This is a genomic window from Phenylobacterium sp. J367 (assembly GCF_024699985.1).
In the GTDB taxonomy this organism is placed as follows: domain Bacteria; phylum Pseudomonadota; class Alphaproteobacteria; order Caulobacterales; family Caulobacteraceae; genus Phenylobacterium.
This window is the reverse complement of sequence record NZ_JAJONA010000001.1, coordinates 3,521,535-3,543,512: the sequence shown is the minus strand read 5'-3', so window position 1 is coordinate 3,543,512 and position 21,978 is coordinate 3,521,535. Positions and strand designations below refer to the sequence as shown.

Genomic DNA, 21,978 nt, shown 5'->3' with positions numbered 1-21,978 from the left:
CCGATCTGGAACCGGGACCGAGGAGACTTTGGCCGGGATGGCCTGCACGCCGTCGTCAACGAAGGCAGCGCCGCCTTGTCGGTGGCCGCGGTTCCGCTGTTGGCGGGTCTCTCCCCGGCGCCGGCATATGGCCCGAAGCCTGGCCTCTATGGGCGCAGCTCGCCATGGCGATCCTTGTCGCCGACGTGGGCATTACGCTGGCGCATTTCGCGAGCCACAAGGGGGCGCCGCTGTGGCGACTTCACGCCGTGCATCACAGCGTCACCCGCATGTACGGCTTCAATGGCCTCATGAAACACCCGCTTCATCAGGCCGTCGAGACAGTGGCCGGCACAGCTCCGCTGCTGCTGATCGGGCTGCCGATGGACGTAGCCGCCCTGCTCGGCTTTTCGGCGGCGATCCAGGTGATGCTCCAGCACGCGAACATCGACATGCGGATCGGGTCGCTCGTCCAGTTTTGGGCGGTCGCGCCGGGACATCGGCATCATCATCTGGCCTCGAAGTCGGACGGCGACGTCAACTTCGGGCTCTTCACGACCCTAACCGACCGCCTGCTCGGCACCTTTGTTACCGGCCGCCCAACGCCGCGCGACGGCGAGATCGGCGTCGCCGGCGCGCCGGACTATCCGCAGGCGTATCTGCGGCAGCTGACCGAGCCCTTCCGAAGCTAGCCGTCCGGCGCTGAGACTGCGTCAGATCCAGCGCCGAACACTCGAGCGATAGGCGCCGTACGCTTCCCCGAGCTCCCGCTCAAGGTGTTGCTCCTCCAAGCGCACCTGGACTTGCATCAGCACCTCCCCGAGCAGACAGGCTGACAGCGTCATCGCATTGGGAAAGGCTAGCAAGAGGCCCAGCAGATTGACCCGCATGCCCAGAAAGATGGGATTGCGCGAGATGGCGAAGACACCCGTCCTCACGAGCGGCGGCTGGCCCCGCGTGTCGATCCCGATGCGCCAGGAGCGGCCCATCTGCCGCTGCGCCAACACGATCCACGCGAGCGAGAGCAGCAGGATGGCCCAGCCAAGGCCTCGCACGGCGTCAGCCTGCAGCCATGCCAGGGGGCCCAGGACTTCGGCTGGGAGGCCGAGGGCGACCGCGGCCAAGCCGGCAAACAGCGCCAGGAGCACCACGCGGAACCAGTTTCCGACCAGGCCGTGCGGACTGTCGTCGCGCGGAAGGACGAGCGCGTTCACGCCGTCCCTGCGCCAGAGCCGCCAGGTGGGCCAGACGAACGCGGCGGCGAAGAACAGGACGTAGAACAGGAACAAGGCGATGTGCATGGCGAGATCTCCTCGCCTCACTGGCTAAGTCCTCCAGAGACTAGAGGATCAAGCGGTTAGCTTCACCTTAGCGCCTAGGTCTCGTCCGCTTTGGCGTCCTCGAGGATTTCCAGTCCGCCCTTCACCGCAATGATCGCCACGACCACGCCGACGACGAGGTCCGGCCAAGCCTGGTCCAGCCACATCACCAGCCCCCCGGCGACGAGAATGCCGCCGTTCGACGCGAAGTCGTTGAAGCTGAAGGTCTCGGCGGCGCGCATGTTCACGTCGTCGCTTTGCGCGCGGCGGATCAGCACCAGACAGAGGAGGTTGATCGCCGCGGCGACCAGCGCCATCGCCATCATCGTCACGCCGAAGGGCTCGGCCCCGAACAGCCAGCGTCGCCCGACGTCGAGGATCACGGCCCCGGCGAACACCAGCAGCAGAATGCCGGAGAGCCGCGCGGCCCGCTGCTTCCAGAGGAAACCCCGGCCGACAGCCAGGAAACTCAGCAGGTAGACGACCGAGTCCGAGGCGTTGTCCGCGGCGTTGGCGAGAAGCGCACTGGAGTCGGCGAGGAGACCGCCGACGCCCAGGCCCACGAACAGGAGCGCGTTGAGGATGAGCACCACCAGCAGCGTGCGTCGCTGCGCGTGGTCCTGAGCGGAGAACTCGGTCATGCGGGCGCCTCCACGAGTTTACGGCGACGCGCCAGCGCCCGCCCGGCGAAGGCCGGCAGAACCACGAGCGTCAGGAGGGTCGCCGTCAGCAACCCGCCGATCACCACAGTCGCCAGCGGCTTCTGCACCTCGGCGCCGGCGCCGTGGGCGATGGCCATGGGCATGAAGCCGAGGATCGCAACGAGCGCCGTGGTGAGCACCGCCCGCAGCCGCTGCATCGCGCCTTCCACGGCCGCCTCGTCTGGCGACAGTCCAGCGTCGAGCCGCTCTCGAATGGCCTGCATGAGCACAAGGCCGTTCAGCGTGGCCACGCCGGAAACGGCGATGAAGCCCACCGCGGCCGAGACGGAGAAGGGCATGCCGCGCAACAGGAGCGCCAGGGCGCCGCCGACCAGCGCCAAGGGCACGCAGGCGAACACCAGGGCGGCCTGGGCGGCCGATCCGAGGGCGAAGTACAGCAGCACCGCGATCAGGACGAAGACCACAGGGACGAGCAGGCCCAGCCGAGCCTCGGCCCGCTGCAGGTTCTCGAACTGACCGCCCCAATCCAGCCAGACTCCGGCCGGCAGCTGGACACCGGCGACGGCGGTCTGGGCGTCACCCACGAAGCCGCCGAGGTCACGGCCGCGCACGTTCGCCTGCACGACAATGCGCCGCTTGCCGTTCTCCCGGCTGATCTGGTTGGGCCCCTCGCCTTCCCGGAACCGCACGACGGAGCCGAGCGGCACGAAGCTCGCGCCTTCGTTCACGGCGAGCGGGGTCTGGGCGACAGCCGCAAGATCGTTGCGGGCGCTGTCAGGCAGGCGCACGACCACGTCGAACCGCCGGTCGCCTTCGAAGACGCGGCCTGCCTCGCGGCCGGCGAGCGCGATCTGCACGGCGTCCGCCGCGTCCGCCGCGTGCAGCCCGTAGAGGGCGGCGGCGGCCCGGTCGACCTCGGCGGTGATCATTGGCAGGCCGGAGACCTGCTCCACCCGAACGTCGGCCGCGCCGCGGGTCTTGCGCAGCGCGTCGGCGATCTGGTTGGCGGTGCGCTCCATCTCGGCGAAATCGTCGCCGTAAACCTTCACCGCGACGTCGGACCGGACACCTGAGACGAGTTCGTTGAACCGCATCTGGATCGGCTGGGTGATCTCGTAGGCGTTGCCGATCTGAGTGGCGGCCGCCTTCTCGATTTTCTCCACGACCTCGGCCTTGGAGAGGCTGCGGTCAGGCCAGTCCTTCTCGTCCTTCAGAACCACGAAGGTGTCGCTGATGCTGGGCGGCATCGGGTCGGTAGAGACCTCCGCCGTGCCGGTCTTGGAGAAGACCAGCGCGACCTCAGGGACGCGCATGAGCGTCTTTTCGAGCCGGGCCTGCATTTCGATGGATTGCTCCAGCGAGGCGCTAGGCACGCGCAACGCCTGCACCAACACGTCCTTCTCATCGAGCGTGGGGATGAACTCCCGCCCGAGGGCGAAGAAGGTCAGGAGGCCGATGACCACGGCGACGCCAGCCCCGGCGGCCACCGACATCGGCCGGGCCACGGCCCAGCGCGTCGCCGGCTCGAACCAGCGGCGGGCGTGCTTCTCAACCTTGGTTTCGTGGGCCGTGGCCGGCGCCTTCACCAGCAAGGCCGTCATCGCCGGCACGAAGGTGAAGGTCAGCACGAAGGCGCCGGCGAGCGCCAGCATGACTGTCGCGGCCATCGGCTGGAACATCTTGCCCTCGACCCCCTCCAGGGCCAGCAGCGGGGCGAACACCAGCAGGATGATCGCCTGGCCAAAGGCCGCGGGTCTGACCATCTGCTTGGCCGCAGCCGCCGCTTCCTCCAGCCTTTCGGGCAAGGTGAGGTCGCGGCCTTCGGTCTCGCGCCGCAGACCCATGCGGGTGAGCGTGTTCTCGACCACCACCACAGCGCCGTCGACCAGCAGGCCGAAGTCCAGGGCGCCGAGGCTCATCAGGTTTCCGCTTACGCCGAAGCGGTTCATCCCGATCACGCCGAACAGGAAGGCCAACGGGATCACTAGGGCGGTGATGATGGCGGCCCGCACATTCCCGAGCAGGAAGAAGAGCACAGCCACAACCAGAAGCGCGCCCTCGGCCAAGTTCGTCTGGACGGTGCGGATGGTGCGGTCCACGAGGTCGGTGCGGTTCAGCACCTCCTTGACCGCCACGCCCGGCGGCAGCGAGGGCGCGATCGCCTCGAGACGCTCGCTGACCGCCTGGGCCACCGTTCGACTGTTCTCGCCGGCGAGCATGAGGGCGGTGCCGATAACGACCTCGGCGCCATTCTCCTGCGCCGCGCCCAGCCGTACGGCTTGCCCAAGCTCGACCTGCGCCACGTCGGACACCCGCACGACCAGGCCGTTGCGGTTTGTCACCGGCGCTGAGGCGAGGTCCGCAAGGGAGGTGACGCGCGCGTCGGCGCGCACCACAAAGGCTTCGCCGCCGCGGGAGACATAGCCCGCGCCCGCCACGGTGTTGGCGTGTTCCACCGCCTCCACCAGCTCATTGAGGCCGACGCCGTAGGCCGACAGGCGTGCGGGGTCGGGACGGACGGCGTATTCCTTCACATAGCCGCCGATGGTGTCGATGCCGGCGACACCCGGCGTGGTGCGCAGCTGGGGCGTAACGATCCAGTCCTGCACAGTCCGCAGGTACGTCGCCTTCTGCCGCTCCGTGACCAGCCGCTCGCCCTCGGGCGTGAGGTACGACCCGTCTGGCTGCGGACCCGGGACACCGGCGCGGGCGCCCTTCGTCGGCCGAAACTCGACCGTCCACATGAGGACCTCGCCCAGCCCGGTGGTGATCGGCGCCATCTCCGGCCGGGCGTCGGACGGGAGATCCTCGCGCACGGCCTCGATGCGTTCGTTCACCTGCTGCCGGGCGAAGTAGATGTCGGTGCTGTCCTGGAAGACGGCGGTGATCTGGCTGAAGCCGTTCCGCGAGATGGACCGCGTCTCCAGCAGACCGGGGATGCCGCCGAGTGCGGTCTCCACTGGGAAGGTGACGCGCTGTTCGATTTCCTCCGGCGACAGCGCGGGCGCGATGGTGGTGACCTGCACCTGCTTGTTGGTGATGTCCGGCACCGCGTCGATCGGCAGCCGGAAGAGTTCGGAGACGCCGAAAGCGGCCACCAGCACGGTGACGAGCACGACGAGGATGCGATGGCGCACGGAGAGCGCCACGAGTTTGCTCAGCATGGCGATCAGTCCTCGTGCTCGGCTTCGCCCTTGGAGAGCTCGGCCTTGAGGACGAAGGCGCCGCGGCCGGCGATGCGTTCGCCGCCCTTCAGCCCTTGCACGATCTGGGTGAAGCCGGCTCCAGAGCGACCGGGCGTTACGGACTGGGCCCGGAACCCGCCGTCCTCAGCCACGAACACGACGGAGCGGCCCTGCACGGTCTGCACGGCTTCCGACGGCACCGTCGGATAGCCGCCGGTCTCCGTCGAGATGGCGGCGCTCACGGCCGCGCCGGGCGTCAGGCGCCCGCCGCTCGGGCGCGCGCGGACCACGGCGGCTCCGGTGGCGCCCTGCGCCAGCGGGGCGACACCGACAATGACCGCGTCGGCTTCCGCCCCGTCGGAGCCGATGACCTTGAGCGGCGCGCCCACGCGCAGCTTGGCGGCGGCTTCCGCCGGGGCGTTGAATACCACTTCAACCTGGGCGGGGTTGGCCACCTCGGCGACCGCCCCACCCTGGCTGACGAAGCCGCCGGGCGCGACCTGCAGACCCGTCACGATCCCCGCAATGGGGCTGCGGACGAAGGTCTCGCCCGAGACGCCGGGTCCTCCAGCCGCAGCCACCTTGGCTCTGGCGGAGACCGCCTCGGCGCTTGGCCGGGCCGACGCGGCTCGCGCCGCTTCGAAGTCCTGTCGAGCGGTGACGCCCGCCTTGAACAGACGCTCTTCCCGCGCGAGCGCCGCCCGAGCGGCTTCGGCCTCTGCGCCGGCTGCCACGGACTCGGCCCGGACCGCGGCGCCTTCGGCGCTCCGGATCACGGCGAGACCGGCGCCGGCGCCAACGTTGGAGCCGGGCGCGACCAGCACGCGGAGCACAGCTCCAGACACAGGAGCGGCAACGGCTGCGCGGGCGCTGGGGGAAGCTTCCACGCGCCCGGTGAGGCGCAGGTCGCCGGCTCCGCCGCGCGAGACGGTGACCACCGCGATGCCAGCGGCGCTCGCCTGTTGCGGGGTGAGCTTGACCTCGGAGCCGCCACCTTCGGCGTGCTCCCCCTCCTCCGCGTGCTCTTCTTCGACGGGAGCTTCAGGACGGTTGATCACGGTGGACAGCGCGAAGCCGCCGACACCGGCCAGCACGACGGCCGCCGCGACGGCGCCGTAGAGACGCTTATCGTCGGTCTTCATCATTGTTCTCCAGGGGTAGCGACGCCGCTCAGCCGCGCGACGGCGGCTTGGGCGCTGATCCGCTCGACGGCGGCTGCGATGGTCTGTTCGCGCGCTTCGGCGAGCGCGCGGCGTGCGGCGACAAGTTCGGTCAGTGGCAGGCGACCGGCTTCGTATCCGATGCGGGCGAGACGGTAGGCTTCCAGTGCGGTGCTCTCGCCCTGGCGCGCGGCGCTGAGACGGCTCTCCGCCGCCGCGGTGCGCGCCGCGCTCGTGCGCACCGCCGACTCGGCTTCCAGGCGAGCCGCGTCGAGCCGCGCCTCGGCGGCGGCGGCCTCGGCGCGCGCTGCGGCGATATTGCCGCGGTTCTGATCGAACAACGGCAGGGGGGACGGACACGCCTGCGACCAGCGCCGAGGCGTCGTCCTCCTCGAAGCGGCGAACCCCGATCGAGACGGTCACATCCGGCACGGCCCGCCGACGCTCGACGCGCAGGCGGCGGGCGGCCGCCTCACCGCTCCGCCTGGGCCGCCAAGTAGGAGGTGGTCGCCGCGGCCGCTGGGGTCGCGCCGGGGTAGATGGGGGCGCTGGACTCCAGCAGGCTCGCTGGAATGGAGGTGATGGGAGCCGGCGCGCCGGCCAGGGCCGTAAGCGCGCCCAAGGCTGTCTCGCGCGTCGCCTGGGCTGCCTGAACAGCCGCCTGGGCCGATTGGACGGCCGCCTGCGCCTGGAGACGGCGAAGCTCGGCCTCGCGACCCGCGTCGACAAGCGCCGAAGCGATGCGGGCGTCCTCCTCCGCGAGCGTCAGGCTCTCGCGAGCCAGCTGAAGGCGTCGTTCCGAGGCCTCGGCTTCCGCATAGGCCGTAGCGAGGTCGAACGCGTACTCCGCTGCCGCACGCCGGGCCTGGGCCCGCGCGGCCTCGACCTCGGCGCGACCGGCCGCGACCCGAGCGGAGCGCTTGCCGCCGAGCTCCAGGGTCTGGCCGACCCGCGCCGTCGTTTCCGACAGGCTGGTTCCGCGGAAGGGTCCCGAGCCGGAGAAGTTCTCGACCTCGAGTTCGAGAGTGGGGTTGGGCAGGACGCCCGCCTGACGGGCGAGCCCTTCGGCGCGGGCGATGTTGGCGCGCGCTTCGGCGAGCCTGGGGGCGGATGCCTGCGCCTGCGCCAGCAGTGCGGCGAACGGCGGTGCAGGCTCGGCCATGGCGGCGCCGGCTGCGCCGAGGCTGGCCAGCAAGAGCAGTCCCGCCAAAGGCGAGCTGCGGAAGTCGAGTTTCATGGTGTCCCTCTTGAACGTGACGGATGGGGCGCGCGAACGCGCGAACCGTCAGGCTCTGGGAGGTCGGATCAGCCCGAACTTGGGATCGGAGGTCGGCACCCGGTCACGCACGAACGGGTGGGCGACCGCCAGCAGCGGCGCCGAAAGCTCGCTCGCGGGCGGGGTCGCCGGCACATAGGGCGCGCTGTGATGGCAGTGTCCGTGGACGCAGATGCCCGGGCGCTCGTCGAGGGGCCGCGGATCAAGGTGGTCGGCGGCGGCATCGGCGATGGGCATCTCAGCCGCCACGGCGCTGAGGCTGCCCTCATCGCGACAGAGAAGGCCGTCGAGCCCTGGCCCGAGCGTGAGCACGGTCAGCACCAGCGCGGCGAGCGCCATGCCGACCTTGCGCCACCAGGGTGAGGTTCGTGCCATCGCGCCGGACCTATACCGAGGCCGATGACGGACGGGAATGCGTTATAAGATCCGCCTTGCCGGCCACCTTCAGTTCCTGGCGCGCCTGCACCGTGATCTGCCAGGCCGAGCGCAGGAAGACCGCCGCCAGCAGCACGCCGACGATCAGGTCCGGCCATCGGGAGCCTGTAATCATGACCGCGACGCCGGTTGCCGCGACGGCGAGGCACTGGATCAGGTCATTGCGGGTGCAGAGCCACACGGAGCGCACGTTGGCGTCGCCCTCCCGGAAGCGCACCAGCAGCAGCGCAGCCGCAAGATTGATCGCGGGCGCCGAAGAGCCCCAGGCCGGAGATCGTACCGCCCTCGGGCGCCGCGCCAGTCGCCGCGCGCCAGATCGCAAGTCCGACGATACCCACGGCCATCGTGGCAAGGCTGGCGCTCTTGAAGAACGCCGCCCCCGAGCGAACCTGGACGCTCTTCCCAATCACCCAGAGACTGAGGGCGTAGGTCGCGGCGTCGGCTGCGAAATCCAGGGTGTTGGCGGCCAGCGCTGCGGAGGCCGCAAGCCAGCTCCCCACCGCTACCACGGCGAAGCCCAGCACATTGAGTGCGATCACGGCCCGCAGCGCACGCTTGTACGCCGGCGATGCGCCATCGAAAGCGACCGGGCTACCGCAGCCGCACCCGGCAGCGGCCGGTTTCTCAGAGGTCGAGCAACTGGACATGTCGGCACCCTGCACCCTCTAGTGGCTAGAGGATCAAGCGCCTATTTCAGGGACCAGAGGAGGACGCATGAGCGCGCTCACAATAGGCAAGCTCGCCAAGGCCACTGACGTGAAGGTGCCGACAATCCGCTTCTACGAGCAGATCGGTCTCCTTCCGGAGCCCGACCGCACCGAAAGCGACCGTCGCGTCTACGACGATGCAGCGGTTCGCCGGCTGGCGTTCATCAAGCATGCCCGGCAGCTTGGCTTCTCGGTGGATGCCATCCGCACCCTGCTCGACCTGGCCGACCATCCGGATCGGGCATGCGACCAGGCGAACGCCCTGGCCGCGGAACAGCTGACGTCGGTCGAGGCCAAGATCTCCCAGTTGCAGGCGCTGCGGTCCGAGTTGAAGCGCATGGTCGACGCCGGCTGTCACGGCGTGGCGGGCGAGTGCCGGGTCATCGAAACCCTCGCTGATCACAGCCTCTGCACCCATGACCACACCGCCCCGAAGCGGCTGGAGACAGCCTGACATGCCGGCTTGCCCCCACGTCCACGGTTCCACGGCGGCTCGAAGGGATGTTGCGGCTGCCATGGAAGCGGCCGAGCGCCGCTGCGCGGTCGCTGGGGAGCGATGGACCCCGTCGCGACGTCGGACCTACGAGTTGCTCTTGCAGGCAGGCTCCCCGGTGAAGGCGTACGACCTGATCTCGTCGTATGCGCACGACGGGGAACCTGTGGCGAAGCCACCCACCATTTACCGAGCGTTGGAGTTCCTCACAGCGCAGGGACTAGTTCACCGGATCGAGAGCATGAACGCCTTTCTCGCTTGCGGGTCCAACCCCCACGGACGTTCGACAGAGTTCCTGATCTGTGACTGCTGCGGGCGCGTCGAGGAGCTTGGCGTGGGAATGGATGGGGCTGCATTCCCGGCAGCGTCAGCCCGCGGCTTCAGGCCCTCGCGGATGGTCATGGAGGTGCACGGCGCCTGTGTCGACTGCAGCTCAGGGCAGCCGAACTAGCAGACCGGTCGCACAGCAGGCTGCGAATGCGCGATCTTATGAAGCGGAAGCCACAAAGCTTCACGAAGGAAGACGGCGAGGTGGGCGGATCGCCTGATCAGCGACCCGGCTCGCTGCGCCTCCTGAGCGCTGCAACTACCGTACCTTCCTAGAGGCCAAGCGGTTGCCCAATGGAAGCGGTATGGTCCAGGTTGGAGCGGTGAGTCTGACCTAACGGTTCGGCCACGTCCGACTTTGACGGGCTTGCCCGCTATGCGTCTGACGGGCGCTCGACCGATGCTGCTGAGCCGCGCCCACTGAGGCGCGGATGCATGCGAAACGAGGAAACGTCCGTATCGATGAGCAACATCAATATCCGGCGTGTGATCGACAACATCCGGTCTGGCACTACCGTTTACACGCCGGTCATTGAGTTGATCGTCAACGCTATCCAAGCGATGCCCGAAGGCCAGGCGGAGACGGGTCGTATCGAGGTGACCGTGCTGCGCGCGCAAGAGCATGGGCTGTTCGACCAGGTTCCAGCTGTCGACGGCTTCGAAGTCCGCGACAACGGTGTCGGGTTCAATAAGACGAACCGCGATGCGTTCGACGAACTCTATACCGCAAACAAGCTTAAGCAGGGCGGCAAAGGGTTTGGGCGGTTCACGTGCCTCAAATACTTCGACCGCCTGCATGTCGAGAGCGACTACCGCGAGGGCGAGACCATGCAGCCATCGCACCTTCGACATGGGGCTGGAGAACGACATCATCGTTGGGGAGACCGTCAGGCCCTCCGATGCCGAACACAGCGGAACAAGCGTCACCATCTCCGGAATTCGCGCGATAAAGCTGCAGGATCGGAGCGTCGAGATCATTGCGCGCTCCCTGGTCGAGAAACTCCTGCCCTACCTCGTCGACACTGCGGTGCCCTGCCCCCGCATCATCGTGCAGGACGCGGACGGCGCAAACGCTGTGGTGCTCAACGACTATCTGAGCGGCGGTGAAGGCCATATCTCAGAGATGACGGTCCCTGCGCCGCTCTTCACGTTGCCGGCCACGGACGGCCCCCGCGAATTCCTGGTGCGGGTGTTCAAGTTCTACTCGCCGCGCAGCCAGAAGAGCAAAATCAGCCTGGTCGCCCATCGGCGCGAAGTGACGGATGTCACCATCCAGACCTATGTTCCGGAGTTCGCCGACGAGTTTCACGACGCCACCCTGCCCGCTGATGGGGGTCGCGACCGGAACTACATCGTCAAAGCCTACGTCTATGGCTCCTATCTCGACGAGAACGTGTCGCTCGAACGCGGGGCGTTCCACTTCGGCCGTGACACCGACCTGCTCTTGGGCGTCTCGCAGGCTCAGATCGAAAGCGCTGCCGCAGACATCACGCGGGAGGCGATGGGCAAAGACATCAGCACTCGGAGGGAACGGAAGCAGAAGCGGATCGACGCTTACGTCGCGAACGAAGCCCCCTGGCACGCCAGCGTAGCCGCGGAGGCAGACTTCTCGAGCCTGCCAATGAACCCCTCGGACACCGAGATCGAGATCCACCTTCAGCGCCATAAGCATGCTGTAGAGATCAAGACGCGGAGCGAGGTCGCGACCATCTTGGCTAAGGAAGATATGTCGGCCCTAAGCGAGCAGGTCACCAAGGTCCTCGCGCAGATCTCGCAGACCAGCAAGAACGACCTCGCGCACTATGTCTCCATGAGGAAGTGCGTCCTCGACCTCTTCCGGAAGTCGCTCGAGCGCGACAAGGACGGCAAGTACAAGTCAGAAGGTGAGGTTCACGACATCATCGTGCCTCGCCGCAAGGACAGCGACGAGCTCGACTACGAAGACCACAATCTCTGGATCCTGGACGAGCGCCTGAACTTCGCGGACTACCTGACATCTGATCTGCCGATGAACGGGCCCCAATCTGATCGGGGCGACGTGACCATCTTCAACCACAAGGTGGCGTTCCGCGGAGAAAACGAAGCCAGCAACCCGATCATCATCTTCGAGTTCAAGCGGCCGCTGCGGCACGACTTCGCCAACGCCTCGTCGGATGACGATCCCGTGGAGCAAGTCGTCCGCTACGTCAGGCGTTTCCGCTCGGGCGAGTTCCAGACGCCAGAGGGGCGCGAGATCATCGTGACCGAGACTACGCCCTTCTACGGTTACGTTGTGTGCGACCTCACAACGAAGGTTCGGGACTGGGTGCGCGACGTCAAAGGATTTCACGCCCATGCCGGATGGGCTCGGATGGTACCGGTGGTACAGCAACATGAACCTCTACATCGAGGTGCTGAGCTGGGACAAAATCCGCAAAGACGCTGAGATGCGGAACAAGATCTTCTTCCACAAACTCGGCATCTGATCGCACGCGAAGTCGATCTACTCGCGCAGGGCCGACATGCGCCATGTGTGGACGGCTCCCCATTGGCAAGGGTGTTCTGGACTTCCGCTGAGCTGGTCGGTGCGGCCATGTGTTCGACCTGTTGGTGCGGCTCACGTGGCCGCTGGCCATAATGCCTTCCGCGAGGACCGGTCCCGACCAAAAGCACGCGCTCGAGGCGCCCTGGCGCAACTGGGTTTTCCTGTCCTTCGGTATCGACCGGCTGGATGCGTTAGTCTGTCACCGCCCTTCCCAAGCTTGGTGCGCCGAGGCGCTGGTTTCTAGGCCGCTCGGAGTTCCGGCTCGCGGTAGCCCTGGCCGCTGGTCATGATCGCCCAGGCCATGCGGGCCATCTTGTTGGCGAGCGCCACGGTGGCCACCTTCGTCGGCCGCCTGGCGAGCAACTGAACCAGCCACGGCCGCCGTGTCCCATGCCGCTCGGCATAGCGGACGACGGCCAGCGCGCCGACCACCATCAGTTGGCGCAGGTACCGATCTCCCTGCTTGGTGATCCCGCCCAGCCGCTCCTTGCCGCCGCTGGAGTTCTGCTTCGGAACGAGTCCGATCCAGGCGGCCAGGTTGCGGCCAGACTTGAACGCCGAGGGTTCAGCAACCGTGGCGACGAGGGCGCTGGCGAGCAATGGCCCGACGCCCGGAATGCCCATCAGCCTGCGCCCGACCTCGCTCGCTCGGACGCTTGCCCGGATCTGGCGGTCAGTCTCAAGGAGTTGCTGGTTCACCAGGCTTAGCTGCGCGGCCAGCATCTCCAGACAAGCCCTCGCCTCCTCAGGGATCGACGGGTCACCCGCTTCGACCAACCTGATCAGGCTCTGCAGGCCCTCCCGCCCGATCGGCGCCACCAAGCCGAACTCGGCCATGTGGCCACGAATGGCGTTCGACAGCTGGATCCGCTGGCGCATCAGCATCGTGCGCACCCGGTGCAGGACCATGACGCTCTGCTGCTCTGGGCTCTTCACCTCGACGAAGCGCATCGTCGGCCGGGTGACGGCCTCGCAGATCGCTTCGGCGTCGGCCGCGTCGTTCTTCTGCCGCTTCACGTAGGGCTTCACGTAGCTGGGCGGCATGAGCCGCACGGTGTGGCCCAGCCGGCTCAGTTCTCGCGCCCAGTAATGGGCTGTTGCGCACGCCTCGATCCCCACCAGGCAGGCCGGTTGATCCACGAAGAACCGCAACAACTGCGCTCGCCTGATCTGCCGCCGGAAAACGACCTCGCCGCCTGCATCAACCCCGTGCACTTGGAAGACGGACTTGGCGATATCCAGACCGACCGTGACGACCGGGCCCATGGCTTGCTCCTCCTGCTCTGCAGAAGCTCACGCTCCCGCGGTGGCGGGGAGCCGTCCACAGCATCAGGAGCGGACTCTCATTGCAAGCCGAAGGCCTGCATCAAGCATCCGTCGCTCCGGCTAAGCCTGCTTCAGCTTGCGGATGGCAGCGACGCCGAACTCTCAGCAAGCGGTTATGTGAACCGTCTTTTCACGACCGGACCGCTGCGAGATTAAGAACACACAATGCTGGCCGAAATCGGCCGATGGGCGGATCGCCTCTAGGCGATGGGCGCTGGTCGGCGCTGGCTGGCCGCCCGGGCGAGGTTCGCCGCCACGCTGACGACGCGCAATTTCGCATGAGCTTGGTGGAACGCGCGGAACGCAGCCTCATCGGCGGGGCGAACAAAGGTCGTAGTGGTTTGAGCATCTGCGCCGCTCGTCAGCACGCCGGCCGGCACTGAGCCGACCCAGCCCTGAGCCTGACGAAAACTGAGGATGATCGAAGCGAAGCTCGGATCGTCATGATCGACATGGGCCTCGGCCTGCGCAATGCGCGCGCCCGTTAGAGCGCATGCAACGACACCGTTCGAAGAGCGCGCGAATTCGGCGCGCATGAAGGCGGCGAGCTCACCGGCGACCGCTCGGCGACAGGCGTCGGCGAATTCCAGATCCTGGGATTTCGCCCGCCCTTCGATCGCCGTGAGGTAACTGAAATCGGTCGCCTCACCGTTAGGCCGCACCAGCCAGAACCCCGGCGTCGCGAAGCCGGCCCCTGTGTTCAATCGCCGCTCGAACCGGACGATGCCTGCCGTCCCCTTACGCTCTTCGGCCGGCAGCACAGCATCGAGCCGCACGACCAGGGCTGCAAGGTCGTCATGATGACCCGGATCATCGACAGGGGCACCATTGGCATAGGTGTGGAGAATCTCTTTGAAATGGGCCTTGGCCGCCTTTTGCGACGCCCAGGCCTTGCCGTTCGTCAGGGTGATTGCCGCCACAGCACAGGCTCCGCAACGCTACTTCATGAGCCCGTACTTCTTCATCAAGCCTGCGACCCTGTCGATATGAGGCTGAATGGCGCTCTTCTGCGGAGGCGCGTAACCCACCTGGCTATGGTGGGCCGGATCGCAGAACCGCACCGTGTCCTTCATGCCGGCGTGGTCTTCCGGTGCGGTGCCGGGGATCACCCTGAAGAGTTCGAGCAACTGGCCTGAATTCGCAGTGTCGTAGTTGGCAGGCGGCTGTTGGCCGGTTTTCCCGAGGTGAAGCTCGCGCACAAACTCCTCAACGAGCACGCGCAGGCGATCGACGGCGTATTGGCGATTGGCCTCATTGCCGGCGGCCGCGCCCTTGATCTCCGCCAACTGCTGCTGGAGCCGCGCCTGCAGCACGATCACAGGGCCGGTCTGAAGGTAGTTCTCGTAGTGGAAGAGTTGTGTCGACCGGTGGAGGTTCAGGGCGCGCAACTTGTCCGTGACACTGCGCACGTGGGACAACACCACCACCTGTTTGCCGTGGTCGTCGATGAGATGGGGGACGACTTGGGCGATGAAGGCTTCGGCATGGTCGTCATCCATTGCCTGAACCGGATCGTCCAGAAGGATGAAACCAAACGGTGAGGTCTTGGTGGTGGCGCGCATCAGCCAGACGGCCAAGCCGAGGCAATTCAACTGACATTCACTGAGGTTGGCCGCGGCCGGCATCCGTACGCCGAAGCTGGTGGCGTGCAGCTTCAAGGCGTCGTTGGCCGGCTCCATCGTGTCGAACCCGACGAGCGCGCCTTGGTTCAGCAGCTTGTAGAGGTGCGCGACCTCTGTTCCCCGCGATTTCAGCAGGTCTTCTTGCTTGCGCTGAGCACTTGCTTCGACCGCACGGATCAGCACCTGAGTCTCTTCAAGAATAGCGGCGTATCGCGCCAAGGTCTCCACCGCGTCCCCGAGGGCAAGCGCCTTTCCGACCGCGTCGATCCGGGCGACCACATTGTTGCCGGCGATCACGGCCTCAACCGATCCGGCCACCAGCCCCCAACCCACCTCGTAGGCGTCGAGTGCTTGAGCGAATGCGCGCGCGGCGCTCTCTAGCGCCGCTCTCGCGGCCTTTCGATCCTCCACCAAACCGGGCAGGCCTGCCGCCGTTCCGGCGCGCTCACGTGTGGCCGTCCCAAGTTCTTTGTTGCGTCGCAGGGCGTCGCCCAACTCGCGCTGCCGCAGCGCGAAGGTGTCATGAGCCGCCAGGTAGTCATCGAGATGCTCATGCGCACCGAGGATCGTGACGAGGCCACTCCGGCCGATCTCGTCCAGCCCGCGCAGGCCTAGGGCCGTGACAGCGCTGACCGCGGGGTTAAAAGCTTCCTGCCAGGACTGCGAGACTTTCGTCAGGATGTCGGTCGCGGTAACCAGCTCCTCAGAGGCTGCGATCCGCTCACGCAGCGCGGCCTTATGGGCGTCGCCGAGCGTCGGCTCTTCGCACATGGGGCAGTCGGCCCGATCGCCGGCGATCGCCAAGCCCTCCGACCAGAACCTGAGCAGCGCGGCGCTGTAGCTGGCGGCGGTCGCGGCGGAAACCGCGGCCACCGCATCATCGACTGTCGCGGACGCGGATTGCAGCGCACTCAGTCGATCGACGGCGTCGCGCTTCAGATCCGCGTGGTTCTCCGCGAGCGCCACAGGCGCAGTGTCGAAAACGGCGCGGCCGACAGTCGCCCGCGCGGCGCGCAGCGCCTGGATCGCTTCTGCTCGGTTGGCGCAAGGCTGACCGGTCAACTCGGCTGCGCCGGCAAGTAGCGCGGCTTCGTCTCGCACCAGGTCAACAGACACCGGCGCCTCACCCCACCGTCGGGCCACGTCGGTGGTCGCCGGGGTTAGGGCGAGGCCCTGAACCAAGGCCGAGAGCTTCGCACGCGCCTCCGTCACGGCGGCGGGCGGCGTCCGCTGAAACGAGCCACGGGCGCTTTCCAAAGCAGATTTGAGGTTGGTCAGCTCCTCCAGACCGAACGCCGCACAGATGGCGTCGCGTCGGTCCTTAGGTTTGGAATGGACGAACGTCTGCAATCCATGCTGCGCGACCACGGGGTAGAAGGCCTCGAGCGCGTTTATGCCAAGACTGGAGAAGGCACCGGAGACGCCGTCGATGAACGTCTCCGACGACTCCTTCGGCCCCAGCCGCCGGCTCAGCTCGACGTCTTTGCCATTGAGATGGACCTTCAGAGAGACTTCGGTCGGCGTCCCGCCATGAACGTTGGCGAAGGTGTTGGCGTACTCAGCCTTGCTGAAATCCTCCCCCCGCTGGCGGCGCTTCGTGGTGCCGTAGAACAGCCACTCGATAGCCTCGGCGAAACTCGTCTTGCCATGGCCGTTCGGCCCGTAGAACAGGACGAGATCCTTATCGAGGTCGATGGGGTCGGCCGCGCTGCCGAAGCCCCGGAAATTACGGACGGTGAGAGCTTTCAGCCGCATCGGCCGGCTCCTGCAGGGCTTTCTCCATTACGTCCTTGAGGCGCGTGACCAAGTCGGCTGTTTTGACCGTCGGATTGCGGTGGCCGGCGATGAAGGTAGCTATCAGCTGCTTCGACAATTCGTCCTGTCGGCTAGCCCCGAACTCGTCCAGATGACTCCTGTCGGTCATGTCCACTCCGCCCCGCTCCAGCACCATCTAAAGCAAAGCTGTCACGCGGCGCGAGTCTCGAAACTGTCGCAAGCAATGGTCAGTGTTCGAGACAAGGATTTGCCACACGAGCCGGGCTCAGGATTCGGCGCCCTACCCTTACTTCCGACAAGCCAGATGCTCCCGATAGCAGCTAAGTCAGAAGTTGTTACTCGGCAGTCCCTGCGCCCACCCGAGAAGCGGACCTTGCGAGCGTCAGCTAAGGGTCAGAACTCGCCCATTCCCGCGCGAACGGCGTCGTTTGTACTACGCGCTTGAGAGGCCCCTTCCCTGCACGCAGCAAGTGCGATTCCATGCAAGCAGGTCAGGAGAATTGCAGATGCCTACTGACGTCTCCGGTGCGCTAGGCGGCTCGGGGCCGCGCTACCGGCGCACAGTCCGCCGGGCGGAACTTCGCCGCATTGTTCCGTTGGCCGACACGACCATCTACGAGCTTGAGCAACGTGGCGAATTTCCGCGCCGATTCAACCTGACACCGCGGTGCGTCGTCTGGGATCTGGCGGAGGTGGAAGCTTGGATCGATGAGCGTCGCCGCGCGTCAGACGCCTCCCTCATTGCCAGGTCGCCCTCTCCGGACGTCCGCCAGCGCCGTGCGCGACCGGTCAGACAGTAGCGTCTAACGGGCCCAGCTCCATGCTCGGCGGATAGAGCGTCGGCGCACGCTTCCGGCCATCAACCCACGCGTCGACCATGTCGGCCCATTCCTGGAGCATGTGCCGTCGCTGCGGCTCGTACTCGGCCTTGTTGTAGACGCCCCGAGACGAGCGGCTGTCCTCATGGGCCAGAGCCTTCTCGATCCAGTCTCGGTTGAAGCCGAGCTCGTTCAGCAAGGTTGAGCCGGTCCGCCGCAGGTCGTGAACCGTGAACGGTTCGAGTGGCAGCCCCTCCTTCTTCGCGCGTTCCGCGACCGCCGTCGTGATGCGGTTGAAGGTAGCGCGGGACATTGGTGCGTCGGCATCGTAGCGCGACGGCAGCAGGAACCGAGAGTTTCCTGCGCAGGTCTTCAGCGCGATCAAGATGTCGAGGGACTGCTCCGACAGGTAAACATTGTGGGCCTTCGAGCGCTTCATCCGCTCCTTCGGGATGGACCAGACCGCGTTCTCAAAGTCGACCTCATCCCAGGTTGCGTCCTGCAGCTCGCTCTTCCGGACCATCGTGAGCAGGATCAGCTTCAGACCGAGCCGGATAGTCGGCAGCGTCGGCACATGCTCCAGCTGCTTCAGCATGATCCGGATCTCGGTAGGCGATAGGGCGCGATCCTTCGCCACGAAGGTTGCGATCGACGCGGGTCCGACCTCGTCCGCGGGATTCCGGACCTTTTCACCATGGAGGATCGCGAAGCCGTAGATCTGTTTGAGGATGTCCCGGACATGGATTGCGGTAGCGGGAGCGCCGCGACCCTTGATCTTGGCGCACAGGGCTCGCAGGTCGTCCGGCGTGATCTCCGACAACAGGCGATTGCGAAAGGCCGGAAGCAGGTCGCGTTCGAAGATCGAGCGCCTCATCGCCCTGGTGCTGTCGGCCATAGGCGCCTCTTTGAACCAGCGCTCCCCGAACTCACCGAAGCTCTTTGCCTCTAGGACCCGCCGCTTCTCGCGTTGCTTCTCCTGGGCGGGCGAAAGCCCCTCGGCCACCGCCCGACGGGCATCGAGACACTTCTCACGCGCTCGCGCCAGGGACAGACCTGATGGCCCGTACTTGCCGATCGTCAGCGTCTCGCGGCGCCCATGCAAACGGTAATCGTAGCGGAAGGTGATCGACCCCGAGGTCGTCACGTGGACGTACATGCCGTCGCGGTCAGCGACCTTATACGCCTTCTCCTTGGGCTTCAGGTTCTTGAGCGCGGTGTCGGTAAGCACGGTAGACTCCAGAGAATACCGTCACCCCCTTCGGAGCGACTCCAAACACCAGCTTTCCTTTATATTTCCGAGGCTTCCGCTCTCAAAAATACCGTCACGCGGTGCTTTCCAGATGACGGTATCGCCGAGACTCATCGCGAGCAAGCGGGAGGGACGCCGTCATGATTACCGCCAGAACGAGCTGCTGCTCCCCGATAGGTACCGATAGATGACGGCAGCAATCACGTTTTTGTTCAATGACTTACGTGGGCTTGCCGGGCTTCTGCGATAGCCTCTGAAGGCTATCGGATCATTCCCACTCGATGGTGCCGGGCGGCTTGGAGGTGACGTCGTAGACGACCCGGTTCACGCCGCGAACCTCGTTGATGATCCGGGTCGCGCAGCGGCCGAGCACCTCCCAGGGGAACTCGAAGAAGTCGGCGGTCATCCCGTCCGTGGAGGTCACCGCGCGGAGCGCGAGGACGTCCTCGTAGGTGCGGGCGTCGCCCATGACGCCGACGGTCTTCACCGGCAGCAGGACGGCGAAGGCCTGCCAGATCGAATCGTAGAGGCCGGCCTTGCGGATCTCCTCAAGGTAGATGGCGTCGGCCGCCTGGAGCACGGCGACCTTCTCGCGGGTGATCTCTCCGGGGATGCGGATGGCGAGGCCCGGGCCGGGGAACGGGTGGCGGCCGACGAACTGCGGCGGCAGGCCGAGCTCGACGCCGAGCGCGCGGACCTCGTCCTTGAAGAGCTCGCGCAGCGGCTCCACCAGCTTCAGTTTCATGTAGTCCGGCAGGCCGCCGACGTTGTGGTGGCTCTTGATCACCACGGACGGGCCGCCGCTGGCGGACACGCTCTCGATCACGTCGGGATAGAGGGTGCCCTGGGCGAGAAACTCGGCGCCCTCGATTTTCGCGCTCTCCCTGTCGAACACCTCGATGAACAGGCGACCGATGGTCTTGCGCTTGGTCTCCGGGTCGCTGACGCCCGCCAGCTCGCCCAGGAAAAGATCCGACGCATCAACGTGGACGAGCGGAATGTTGTAGTGATCCCGGAACATGGTGACCACCTGCTGGCCCTCATCCTTGCGCAGCAGGCCGGTGTCGACGAAGACGCAGGTGAGCTGGTCGCCGATCGCCTCGTGGATCAGCACCGCGGCCACCGAGCTGTCGACGCCCCCGGAGAGGCCGCAGATCACCTTGGCCTTGCCGACCTGGGCGCGGATCTTCTCGATCTGCTCCTGGCGGTAGGAGGCCATAGTCCAGTCGCCCTTCAACCCGGCGATGCGGTGGGTGAAGTTGCGCAGGATCAGCGCGCCCCGCGGGGTGTGGGCCACCTCGGGGTGGAACTGGATGCCATAGAACCGCCGGCCCTCGTCGGCGATCACCGCATAGGGGCTGCCGTCGGAGGTGGCGACCACCTCGAAGCCCTGGGGGATGGCGGTGATCTTGTCGCCGTGGCTCATCCAGACGGTTTCGGAATGGCCGAGGTCGCCCAGGCCCTCCAGCAGCGGGCTTTCCTGGCGGATCTGGATCTCGGCGCGCCCGAACTCGCGGTCGCGACCGCCTTCCACCGCGCCGCCCAGCTGGGCGCACATGGTCATCTCGCCGTAGCAGATGCCGAGCACCGGCACGCCCATCTCGAAGACCCGCTGGGACGCGCGGGGGGCTGGCGTCCTCGTGCACGCTGGCGGGGCCGCCCGAGAGGATGATGGCCTTGGGGCCGTAGGCGTCGAGGAAGCCGGCGTCGACCTTGTCGTAGGGGTGGATCTCGCAGAAGACGCCGCTCTCGCGCAGCCGCCGCGCGATGAGCTGGGTCACCTGGCTGCCGAAGTCGACGATCAGGACCTTTTCGTGCGCAGTCTGAGTCATGGGGCTCCGTTAGCGGGGTTTCTCCAGCACGGCGACGAAAAAGCCGTCCGTCTGGGAGGCGCGCGGCGAGAGGCGCAGAAAGCCGTCAGGCGTGAGGTTGGCGGCGAGCTTCGGGTCGTCCGTGGCCGGGCGGACCTGGAACTCCGGATGGCGCTCCAGGAAGGCCGCCACGCGGTCCTCGTCCTCGTCCGGCAGGATCGAGCAGGTGACGTAGACGATGCGGCCGCCCGGCTTCACGAAGCGCGCGCCGTCGTCGAGCACCTGGTCCTGGTCGGCCTGGCGCTTCTTCAGCGTGTCCTCGGTCAGGCGCCACTTGGTGTCCGGGTGGCGCCGCCAGGAGCCCGTGCCGGTGCAGGGGGCGTCGATGAAGACGACGTCCATCTTGCCGTCGAGGCCCTTCAGGGCGTCCGGCTGGATCGGCGAGCGGACCTGGAGGTTGCGGACGCCGGCGCGGTCGCCGCGGCGGACGGTGTCGGAGAGCCGCCGGGCATCGCTGTCATAGGCGTAGATCTGACCGGTGTTGGCCATGGCGCCGGCCAGCGCCAGGGTCTTGCCGCCACCGCCGGCGCAGAGATCGAGGACCTGCTTGCCCTTCACGTCGCCGGCTGCGGCGGCCGCGATCTGGGAGCCGAGGTCCTGAACCTCGAACCAGCCCTTGGAGAACTGCGGCACCTGCTCCAGCGCGCCGGACCGCGCAGTCGGGTCGAGCGCCGGCATCCGCAAGGCCGTCGGGAGCGCCTCCACCGGCTCGGCATGCAGCGGCGCGAGCGCCTTGAGCGCCCGTTCGGGATCGGTCTTCAGCAGATTCACCCGCACGTCGACCGGCGCACGCTCCGCCAGCGCCGCCATCTCGGCCGCCCGGTCGTCGCCGAACGCCCGGGCCAGAGAGGCGTCCAGCCAGTCCGGATAGTCGCCCTGCACCGCGGCCGGAGCGCTCGACAGGTCCGCAGGATGCCTGAGCGCCGTCTGCTCGGCCTCGGTGAGCGGACCGGGTCCATGGGGCTCGTCGCCCGCCGCCTCGGCCACGCGCTCCAGCCGCCAGTCCCAAGCGAAACGGAGGGCGCCGAGCGCGGCGGCGCGGACGCCGTCGTCGCCCATCCGCCAGGCCAGAGATCGGCGGCGGCGGAGCACGTCCAGCACCAGACCCGACACGAACGCCCGGTCCTTGGCGCCGGCGTAGCGGGCGGCGTCGCCCCAGGCCTTCAGGGCGAGCCGCACCGGCCGATGCCGGGTCTCGATCTCGCCAAGGACCTCGATGGCCGCCGCAAGGCGTCCGCCGTCACGCATG

20 protein-coding genes and 2 pseudogenes are annotated in these 21,978 nt (G+C 67.0%); 6 read left to right on the top strand and 16 right to left on the bottom strand.

Annotation, left to right across the window (positions count from 1 at the left end; all coding sequences use genetic code 11):
- Nucleotides 1-164: 164 nt before the first annotated feature.
- Complete coding sequence (locus LRS04_RS18890) at nucleotides 165-671, top strand: sterol desaturase family protein (protein WP_257817652.1); 507 nt, start codon at nucleotides 165-167, stop codon at nucleotides 669-671.
- Nucleotides 672-692: 21 nt separating this feature from the next.
- Here the strand turns inward: LRS04_RS18890 and LRS04_RS18885 are convergent, their stop codons facing one another.
- The 9 genes from LRS04_RS18885 to LRS04_RS18845 form a co-directional block, all read right to left on the bottom strand.
- Nucleotides 693-1,280 carry an isoprenylcysteine carboxylmethyltransferase family protein gene (locus LRS04_RS18885; RefSeq protein WP_257817651.1) on the bottom strand — a complete coding sequence of 196 codons (588 nt, stop codon included), beginning with the start codon at nucleotides 1,278-1,280 and terminating at the stop codon, nucleotides 693-695.
- A gap of 74 nt (nucleotides 1,281-1,354) precedes the next feature.
- Nucleotides 1,355-1,939 carry a cation transporter gene (locus LRS04_RS18880; RefSeq protein WP_257817650.1) on the bottom strand — a complete coding sequence of 195 codons (585 nt, stop codon included), beginning with the start codon at nucleotides 1,937-1,939 and terminating at the stop codon, nucleotides 1,355-1,357.
- Nucleotides 1,936-5,124: an efflux RND transporter permease subunit gene (locus LRS04_RS18875; protein ID WP_257817649.1), complete on the bottom strand. Its 3,189-nt coding sequence runs from the start codon at nucleotides 5,122-5,124 to the stop codon at nucleotides 1,936-1,938. The genes LRS04_RS18880 and LRS04_RS18875 overlap by 4 nt, the downstream gene beginning before the upstream one ends.
- 5 nt (nucleotides 5,125-5,129) lie before the next feature.
- Complete coding sequence (locus LRS04_RS18870; protein WP_308238184.1) at nucleotides 5,130-6,287, bottom strand: efflux RND transporter periplasmic adaptor subunit; 1,158 nt, start codon at nucleotides 6,285-6,287, stop codon at nucleotides 5,130-5,132.
- Nucleotides 6,287-6,646: a TolC family protein gene (locus LRS04_RS18865; RefSeq protein ID WP_257817647.1), complete on the bottom strand. Its 360-nt coding sequence runs from the start codon at nucleotides 6,644-6,646 to the stop codon at nucleotides 6,287-6,289. Before LRS04_RS18865 ends, LRS04_RS18870 begins: the two co-directional genes overlap by 1 nt.
- A gap of 131 nt (nucleotides 6,647-6,777) precedes the next feature.
- Entirely contained in the window at nucleotides 6,778-7,542 is a 765-nt protein-coding gene (locus LRS04_RS18860; protein ID WP_257817646.1) for a TolC family protein, read from the bottom strand.
- Nucleotides 7,543-7,590: 48 nt separating this feature from the next.
- Nucleotides 7,591-7,920, bottom strand: a complete 330-nt coding sequence (locus LRS04_RS18855; protein WP_257817645.1) for a hypothetical protein — start codon at nucleotides 7,918-7,920, stop codon at nucleotides 7,591-7,593.
- A 46-nt stretch (nucleotides 7,921-7,966) separates the two neighbouring features.
- The gene (locus tag LRS04_RS18850) at nucleotides 7,967-8,260 is read right to left on the bottom strand and encodes a hypothetical protein (protein ID WP_374577259.1); all 294 of its coding nucleotides are present in this window, start codon (nucleotides 8,258-8,260) and stop codon (nucleotides 7,967-7,969) included.
- The gene (locus LRS04_RS18845; RefSeq protein WP_257817643.1) at nucleotides 8,175-8,663 is read right to left on the bottom strand and encodes a hypothetical protein; all 489 of its coding nucleotides are present in this window, start codon (nucleotides 8,661-8,663) and stop codon (nucleotides 8,175-8,177) included. Before LRS04_RS18845 ends, LRS04_RS18850 begins: the two co-directional genes overlap by 86 nt.
- A gap of 67 nt (nucleotides 8,664-8,730) precedes the next feature.
- Here LRS04_RS18845 and LRS04_RS18840 point away from each other — a divergent pair, with 67 nt between their 5' ends.
- From LRS04_RS18840 to LRS04_RS18830, 4 genes and pseudogenes are all read left to right on the top strand, one after another.
- On the top strand, nucleotides 8,731-9,177 hold the full coding sequence (locus tag LRS04_RS18840) for a helix-turn-helix domain-containing protein (RefSeq protein ID WP_257817642.1): 447 nt from the start codon (nucleotides 8,731-8,733) through the stop codon (nucleotides 9,175-9,177).
- Nucleotides 9,140-9,667: a transcriptional repressor gene (locus tag LRS04_RS18835; RefSeq protein WP_308238183.1), complete on the top strand. Its 528-nt coding sequence runs from the start codon at nucleotides 9,140-9,142 to the stop codon at nucleotides 9,665-9,667. Before LRS04_RS18840 ends, LRS04_RS18835 begins: the two co-directional genes overlap by 38 nt.
- A gap of 311 nt (nucleotides 9,668-9,978) precedes the next feature.
- Nucleotides 9,979-10,353: pseudogene (locus tag LRS04_RS28295) on the top strand (ATP-binding protein); the annotation flags it as partial.
- 40 nt (nucleotides 10,354-10,393) lie between these two features.
- Nucleotides 10,394-11,968: a hypothetical protein gene (locus LRS04_RS18830; protein ID WP_257817640.1), complete on the top strand. Its 1,575-nt coding sequence runs from the start codon at nucleotides 10,394-10,396 to the stop codon at nucleotides 11,966-11,968.
- Between the two features lie 339 nt (nucleotides 11,969-12,307).
- Here the strand turns inward: LRS04_RS18830 and LRS04_RS18825 are convergent, their stop codons facing one another.
- The 4 genes from LRS04_RS18825 to LRS04_RS18810 all read right to left on the bottom strand — a co-directional run bounded on the left by LRS04_RS18825 (nucleotide 12,308) and on the right by LRS04_RS18810 (nucleotide 16,945).
- Nucleotides 12,308-13,333 carry an IS110 family transposase gene (locus tag LRS04_RS18825; protein ID WP_257814818.1) on the bottom strand — a complete coding sequence of 342 codons (1,026 nt, stop codon included), beginning with the start codon at nucleotides 13,331-13,333 and terminating at the stop codon, nucleotides 12,308-12,310.
- 260 nt (nucleotides 13,334-13,593) lie between these two features.
- The gene (locus LRS04_RS18820) at nucleotides 13,594-14,313 is read right to left on the bottom strand and encodes a DCL family protein (RefSeq protein WP_257817639.1); all 720 of its coding nucleotides are present in this window, start codon (nucleotides 14,311-14,313) and stop codon (nucleotides 13,594-13,596) included.
- Nucleotides 14,314-14,331: 18 nt separating this feature from the next.
- Entirely contained in the window at nucleotides 14,332-16,770 is a 2,439-nt protein-coding gene (locus tag LRS04_RS18815; RefSeq protein ID WP_257817638.1) for an ATP-binding protein, read from the bottom strand.
- On the bottom strand, nucleotides 16,742-16,945 hold the full coding sequence (locus LRS04_RS18810) for a hypothetical protein (protein ID WP_257817637.1): 204 nt from the start codon (nucleotides 16,943-16,945) through the stop codon (nucleotides 16,742-16,744). Before LRS04_RS18810 ends, LRS04_RS18815 begins: the two co-directional genes overlap by 29 nt.
- A 352-nt stretch (nucleotides 16,946-17,297) precedes the next feature.
- On the opposite strand from LRS04_RS18810, the gene LRS04_RS18805 reads away from it, so the two are divergent.
- Nucleotides 17,298-17,591, top strand: a complete 294-nt coding sequence (locus tag LRS04_RS18805) for an AlpA family transcriptional regulator (protein WP_257817636.1) — start codon at nucleotides 17,298-17,300, stop codon at nucleotides 17,589-17,591.
- Here LRS04_RS18805 and LRS04_RS18800 read toward each other — a convergent pair.
- The 3 genes and pseudogenes from LRS04_RS18800 to LRS04_RS18790 form a co-directional block, all read right to left on the bottom strand.
- Entirely contained in the window at nucleotides 17,581-18,837 is a 1,257-nt protein-coding gene (locus LRS04_RS18800) for a tyrosine-type recombinase/integrase (RefSeq protein ID WP_257817635.1), read from the bottom strand. The genes LRS04_RS18805 and LRS04_RS18800 overlap by 11 nt on opposite strands.
- Nucleotides 18,838-19,126: 289 nt before the next feature.
- Nucleotides 19,127-20,690 (bottom strand): annotated as a pseudogene (gene guaA / locus LRS04_RS18795) (glutamine-hydrolyzing GMP synthase).
- A gap of 9 nt (nucleotides 20,691-20,699) precedes the next feature.
- The gene (locus LRS04_RS18790; protein WP_257817634.1) at nucleotides 20,700-21,977 is read right to left on the bottom strand and encodes an RsmB/NOP family class I SAM-dependent RNA methyltransferase; all 1,278 of its coding nucleotides are present in this window, start codon (nucleotides 21,975-21,977) and stop codon (nucleotides 20,700-20,702) included.
- Nucleotide 21,978 lies beyond the last annotated feature (1 nt).

What these genes read in the sequence shown, in the direction of transcription:
- LRS04_RS18890 (WP_257817652.1), top strand. Translation starts at nt 165, where the DNA reads ATGGCGATCCTTGTCGCCGACGTGGGCATTACGCTGGCGCATTTCGCG.
- LRS04_RS18885 (WP_257817651.1), bottom strand. Translation starts at nt 1,280, where the DNA reads ATGCACATCGCCTTGTTCCTGTTCTACGTCCTGTTCTTCGCCGCCGCG.
- LRS04_RS18880 (WP_257817650.1), bottom strand. Translation starts at nt 1,939, where the DNA reads ATGACCGAGTTCTCCGCTCAGGACCACGCGCAGCGACGCACGCTGCTG.
- LRS04_RS18875 (WP_257817649.1), bottom strand. Translation starts at nt 5,124, where the DNA reads ATGCTGAGCAAACTCGTGGCGCTCTCCGTGCGCCATCGCATCCTCGTC.
- LRS04_RS18870 (WP_308238184.1), bottom strand. Translation starts at nt 6,287, where the DNA reads ATGAAGACCGACGATAAGCGTCTCTACGGCGCCGTCGCGGCGGCCGTC.
- LRS04_RS18860 (WP_257817646.1), bottom strand. Translation starts at nt 7,542, where the DNA reads ATGAAACTCGACTTCCGCAGCTCGCCTTTGGCGGGACTGCTCTTGCTG.
- LRS04_RS18855 (WP_257817645.1), bottom strand. Translation starts at nt 7,920, where the DNA reads ATGGCGCTCGCCGCGCTGGTGCTGACCGTGCTCACGCTCGGGCCAGGG.
- LRS04_RS18845 (WP_257817643.1), bottom strand. Translation starts at nt 8,663, where the DNA reads ATGTCCAGTTGCTCGACCTCTGAGAAACCGGCCGCTGCCGGGTGCGGC.
- LRS04_RS18840 (WP_257817642.1), top strand. Translation starts at nt 8,731, where the DNA reads ATGAGCGCGCTCACAATAGGCAAGCTCGCCAAGGCCACTGACGTGAAG.
- LRS04_RS18835 (WP_308238183.1), top strand. Translation starts at nt 9,140, where the DNA reads ATGACCACACCGCCCCGAAGCGGCTGGAGACAGCCTGACATGCCGGCT.
- LRS04_RS18830 (WP_257817640.1), top strand. Translation starts at nt 10,394, where the DNA reads ATGGGGCTGGAGAACGACATCATCGTTGGGGAGACCGTCAGGCCCTCC.
- LRS04_RS18825 (WP_257814818.1), bottom strand. Translation starts at nt 13,333, where the DNA reads ATGGGCCCGGTCGTCACGGTCGGTCTGGATATCGCCAAGTCCGTCTTC.
- LRS04_RS18815 (WP_257817638.1), bottom strand. Translation starts at nt 16,770, where the DNA reads ATGCGGCTGAAAGCTCTCACCGTCCGTAATTTCCGGGGCTTCGGCAGC.
- LRS04_RS18805 (WP_257817636.1), top strand. Translation starts at nt 17,298, where the DNA reads ATGCCTACTGACGTCTCCGGTGCGCTAGGCGGCTCGGGGCCGCGCTAC.
- LRS04_RS18790 (WP_257817634.1), bottom strand. Translation starts at nt 21,977, where the DNA reads ATGCGTGACGGCGGACGCCTTGCGGCGGCCATCGAGGTCCTTGGCGAG.